General features: G+C 43.7%; 8 protein-coding genes. All 8 read right to left on the reverse strand.

Annotated features, from left to right (window positions below; all coding sequences use genetic code 11):
- On the reverse strand, nt 1-998 hold a 998-nt coding region (locus tag K8S13_RS01035), incomplete at its 3' end, for an IS3 family transposase (RefSeq protein WP_291459757.1).
- A gap of 29 nt (nt 999-1027) precedes the next feature.
- The gene (locus K8S13_RS01040; protein WP_291459759.1) at nt 1028-1516 is read right to left on the reverse strand and encodes a helix-turn-helix domain-containing protein; all 489 of its coding nucleotides are present in this window, start codon (nt 1514-1516) and stop codon (nt 1028-1030) included.
- 47 nt (nt 1517-1563) lie between these two features.
- Nucleotides 1564-1821, reverse strand: coding sequence for an N-acetylmuramoyl-L-alanine amidase (locus K8S13_RS01045; RefSeq protein ID WP_291459760.1), 258 nt, complete (start codon nt 1819-1821; stop codon nt 1564-1566).
- A gap of 243 nt (nt 1822-2064) precedes the next feature.
- Nucleotides 2065-3048 (reverse strand): alpha-ketoacid dehydrogenase subunit beta, encoded by a 984-nt coding sequence (locus K8S13_RS01050; RefSeq protein ID WP_291459761.1) that lies wholly within the window; start codon nt 3046-3048, stop codon nt 2065-2067.
- Nucleotides 3049-3061: 13 nt separating this feature from the next.
- Nucleotides 3062-4048 carry a thiamine pyrophosphate-dependent dehydrogenase E1 component subunit alpha gene (locus K8S13_RS01055; protein WP_291459763.1) on the reverse strand — a complete coding sequence of 329 codons (987 nt, stop codon included), beginning with the start codon at nt 4046-4048 and terminating at the stop codon, nt 3062-3064.
- Nucleotides 4049-4206: 158 nt separating this feature from the next.
- Complete coding sequence (locus K8S13_RS01060; RefSeq protein ID WP_291459766.1) at nt 4207-4530, reverse strand: type II toxin-antitoxin system RelE/ParE family toxin; 324 nt, start codon at nt 4528-4530, stop codon at nt 4207-4209.
- Nucleotides 4530-4811, reverse strand: coding sequence for a type II toxin-antitoxin system ParD family antitoxin (locus K8S13_RS01065; RefSeq protein WP_291459768.1), 282 nt, complete (start codon nt 4809-4811; stop codon nt 4530-4532). The genes K8S13_RS01060 and K8S13_RS01065 overlap by 1 nt, the downstream gene beginning before the upstream one ends.
- 106 nt (nt 4812-4917) lie before the next feature.
- On the reverse strand, nt 4918-5298 hold a 381-nt coding region (locus K8S13_RS01070), incomplete at its 5' end, for a hypothetical protein (RefSeq protein WP_291459770.1).

Raw genomic sequence — 5298 nt, forward strand, 5'->3', positions numbered from 1 at the left:
GAAATTTGTTTTACTTTTTTAAATTTCTTTAAAATAACCTCTGTAGCAGGATTCCAATTTCTTGTTTTGCCTGACCATCTTTCAGGGTTTTTCAACTTTGCTTCCTGATAAACATCATGCCGGTTTGCAAGAATTTTTATATCCCTGCTGTTATGCCTGTCTTCCGGTGTAACAAAATGAATACTGCTATGTAGATGTTCAGTATTATACCAATGAATAAAACGATTGGCCCAAACTCTTGCTTCACATATACTTTCAAATGATTTGTTCGGATATTCCGGCCTATACTTCAATGTCCTGAACAATGATTCTGAGTATGGATTATCATTGCTGATTCTGGGTCTGCTAAATGAGGGAACGACTCCCAAATCTTGAAGTTTGGCAAGCATGGTGGCAGCTTTCATCGGAGATCCATTATCAGAATGTAAAGTAATCTGGTCTTTTGAAATTTTTTCACGCAGACAGGCATCTGTTATCAAATCAGCTGCCAGCTCTCCAGACTCATATTCATAGACCTGACAGGCAACAGCTTTCCGGCTGTATAAATCCATTACCATATACAAGTAAAAGAACCTGCCCCTTATTGTTGATGGCAAATACGTTATGTCCCAACTCCACAACTGGTTCGGGCCATTTGCAATCAAAGGATCAGGGCTGTGTCTCTTTGCTGGCAGGCTTGATTGACGGTGTATATTCATTTTTAATTCACGAAGTATTCTGTACATGGTTGCTTCAGAGCCCAGATAAATCCCCTGGTCAGCAAGTCTTGGAACTATCTGATTTGGATTGGAGTCCGCAAATTCAGGGGATTCTAATATATTTACTATCTGAACCCTTTCGTCATCAGATAATTTATTACCAGGAACAGCTCGAGAACCTTTCCTTTTATCTGATACCCCCTGTTGATCCCAGCGCTGGAGTGTTCGAATGGTCAGACCCAACAATTGTGCTGCCTTGCTTTTCCGGGCTCCAGATTTACAGGCCTCTGAGATTAACATCAAAACAGTTTGTTTATCTTCCTGGCTGATCAATCGTCCTCTGGCTCCCCCCAGATCTCCTGGGCTTTTTTTTTAAGAACCAGCAAGGCTGCTGTTTCTGCTAATGCTTTATCTTTGCGGGATAAGTCTTTTTTAAGAGCTGCTATTTCTTTTTTGAAATATTTTTCAGATTCAGTCTTCTCTATTGTGGCTTTCAATGAAATGGCTGATATGGCATCTTTTTTCCATTGATCCAGATGATGGGTAAAAATACCGCTTCTCCGACACCAGGCAGCTTTTTTTTCCGCCGTCATGGTTCCGGTTTCAATTATTGCTGAAATGCGTTCTTCGGCAGTCCAGTCCCTGGGACGTTTTTCTTTTGAGTTCAAATTTATGTTTCCATTTTGTTTGTATTCTCTTAACCATTTGCCGATTGTGGATCGGCCTACTCCAAAGTCGCTTGCAATTTCAAATTGTGTTTTATTTCCCAACAAAACTTTTTTTAACACAGTTTCTTTTAATTGGATAGGATGTCCCATATTTGTCACCTCAATGCCCCAACTTTAATTTTTAATTGAGGCGACATCTATCCTGACACAGGGGGAACGTGTGCTCCCTTCCTGTTGAAAGGTCGAGCCTTAAACCCACGATCATAAGTTTGAATTTCTCCGGTTCGAGTAATTACTGCGTGATAACCACAGCCACTCCATCCTTTTTTTCTGTGCACACTGTCAACCCACTCCGCATCTACTTCATTCTGACCTTCTTTCGTTGCAGTGCAATGCACAACAAGATGATCATATATAGCTAAACGATTATCTATAGGACTTTTAAAATATTTCATTAATTAACCTCCCTATTTAGCCTTTTGATATTTCTTACAAAACAATGGCTACCACTATGATAAGCGGCTTGGCATGTATTTTGCCAAATTTGATGATTATGATTTTAAATGCTCTAAGTTGATAGGTAATTGAGTAAAGCAATAAAGGAAATACTTATCCAACACCCCAAATAAGCGGTTCATCCGCTTCATTTGGATTGTTGAAATCCTTCCCAAAAGATTAGCTTAACTTCAATTGTGATTTTATTTTCCCATTGCCTCCCGGACTGCCAGGACCACGTTTTCAGGATCGGGCTTAAAGATTTTCTCATGGGTGGGTGCTGTGGGAACCGGACTCTGCGGAGCACCAACCCGCTTTACCGGACCTTTAAGCGCATCAAAGGCTTCTTCGGCCACCATGGCGGCCAGTTCCGCCCCAAACCCGCAGAAACGACAGGCTTCGTGCACCACAACCAACCGTCCTGTCCTGCGAACCGAGTCGAGAATACAGGCCTTGTCCAGGGGGACAAGGGACCGCAGATCAATCACCTCGCAGGAGATTCCTTGTTCATTCAATGGGGCAAGCGCCTTCATGACCGTGTACAGGGCAGCGCCATAGGCCACGATGGTGCATTCGGTCCCCGGTCTAACCATCCGGGCTTTGCCCAGGGGTGTCCGAATGTCGCCGACTGGGACTTCACCGGGCATCCGGTAAAGCATCATGTCCTCCACCACGATGACCGGATCCGGGTCAAATATGGCGCTGAGCAGCAACCCCTTGGCATCCTGTGGTGTGGACGGCCAGACTATTTTCAGGCCGGGGCTGTGTGCGATCCAGGATTCAAGGTTATGAGAATGCTGACTGCCGGCACCAAAACCGACTCCGGCCTTGACCCTTACTGTCATGGGAAAGCTGGATTTGCCGCCGCTCATATAGCGCAGCTTTCCGGCATGGTTGACCAGCATGTCGCTTGCCAGGGTGATGAACGGGAAAAACATGATTTCCACTATCGGCCGCAGGCCCAGACAGGAGGCGCCTACGGCAAGTCCGGCAATGGCAGCTTCGCTGACCGGTGTGTCCTTTACCCGTTTTGAACCGAATTTTTCTAAAAGGCCGTGAGTAGCCATGTTGGGGTCCTGGTGGATGGAAACCCCCACGCCTTCACCGGCAATAAATACAGTTTCATCAATTTCCAGGGCAATTGTAAGGGCTTCGTTTAAAGCCTGCCCAAATGTTTTTTGACTCATGGCACGATTCCTTTCAGGTATTGAGGGGTTGAACAAATACATCGGTCAGGGCGGTTTCAGGACCGGGATAGGGACTTGCATCACCAAACGTCACGGCAGCTTCCACACGCCTGGTTGCTTCCTGGTCAATGGCCTCGATCTGATCGGTGTTGAGAATGCCGTCATCAAGGAGTTTTTTGCCGTACCGACGGATCGGACACTTTTTAGCCCAGATCGCAAGCTCCTTCGGGTCCACATAATGCTGCCGGTCCTGTTCACCATGGCCGCGCATGCGATAAGTCAATGTTTCCATAAAAGCGGGTCCGCTGCCGGAACGGCAGTGTTGAGACAGCTTTCGGCTAAGATTGTAAACCGCCTCCACATCATTTCCGTCCACACTCTGACCGGGCATATTGTATCCTTTGGCACGCAGGAAAATATTCGGAGTCGCGCAATGATCTTCAGGCCGCTGTGCGCCGGCCCAGCAGTTGTTTTCACATACGAACAAAATCGGTAGCTTCCATACGCCTGCCAGATTCATGGCTTCATGAACGCTCCCCTCGGCTGCTGCGCCATCGCCGAAAAAAACAACGGTAATTGCCTTGGAATTCTTGTACTGTTGGGCAAAGGCTGAGCCAATGGCCAGAGGTGGTCCTGCACCGACCACCGTGGATGTCATCAAAACGTTGACATCCGGAACTGCCAGATGCAGGGTGCCGGCCTTGCCGCCATTGACACCTGTGCCTTTGGCCATGATCTCCGCCATCAGGGAATTTAAGTCGGCACCCCTGGCAATGAGATGACCATGGCTGCGATGGTTGCTGACAATGACATCTTCCGGTTCAAGGGTTGAAACAATGCCTGTGGCAACCGCCTCCTGGCCATTGGCTAAGATCTGCATACCCGGCAGCCGGCCGGCCTCCTGACTCAGTGCCACAATTTTTTCCTCGAATTTTCGGATCAGGACCATGCTTGAATAAAAATGTGTGTGAAGGTCCGGGATGAGTTGGTTTTTTATCATAAACCCTCCTTGCGGTTTAATGTAACATGAAAATAACCGGTGAAATACGGTTCATTTTTAAGTTGGGATTTTGAAATTTCAAAGTTAGACTTGGTTATTTTAGATAACCTATGAAAAAAAAATGAAATTTATAAATTGATGCTTATCATTGCCTAATGTTATGCTCTTGGGACAGACATAATAGCTTCATAATCTCTACCCCCATGGAATATATTCAGAATCATAACAGTCTGTTTGTATTCATCAACGACAAAAGCTACAACGGTTTTTTTATTGAGAGGGTAAATTCTTAAATCTTTCATTAAATCATTGCGTTGCTGCCCTCTTATAGGTGAAGTTTCTAACTTTTGACATTTGAGTTTAAGCTTTTCAATGTATGCCCAAGCTCTTTCAGGAAATCCACTTTGCGTACAAATATATTCATAGATATGTTCAAGGTCTTTGATTGTATCCGGCATCAAATAGACTTTATATGTTTTCATTAGACTTCTTTCTTTACCCGTTGTTGGTGTATCTCCTCGATGGTTTTAAAGGCTGTATTAAATGGCACTGGTTCACCGCTTTGCTTTGAATGTGCCAGACGTTCACGGATTAAAGAGATTCTTGCTTTGTACTCTTCTTCTCTTTTCTGCCACATCCTCATGGCTTCCCTTATTAGTTCACTCGTTGAACCATAGGAGCCTGAGCTAACCTCTTTTTTAATAGAGGCGAGCATATCTGGCGGTAAAGTAATTGTAATTCTTTCGGCTTTTTCTTGTTGCATATATGATCCTCCGTAAAAGTATGATTTAATCATACCCTTTTGAAAAGAGGGGGTCAACATGCTCTTTAAAAAACAAATTCCTATTCTGGAGCAAAGCCTTCTAACTTTACTCTATAACTAAATCTTTTTTTTGCCGTTTAATTCTTGCTTGATGCGAACGCCCAAGATTTTTCTCTTTTCTTACTAATCTGAGGTTTGATTTTTCTTTATGATATTTTCTAAATTTTTCAGAAAGGGTATGGTCTTTAAATTCATATACATTATCAATTATTTCAATATATTCAACAGAAGATAAATCTATTCTGTGTAGCTCAATAAATCTATCAACTATCACGGAAAATGTATTTGGTTGCCTATGATCTATATTTAACTCTACCCAAAGACTCATTTCGCCAGTTTCTTGACATCTAACCCTTCTTTTTTTTGAATTCCCTTTAAAAAAAGATAATTTTACTGATCTTAAATCGTCAGAAATCGTATCCCTACA

Source organism: Desulfobacula sp. (genome assembly GCF_021107415.1).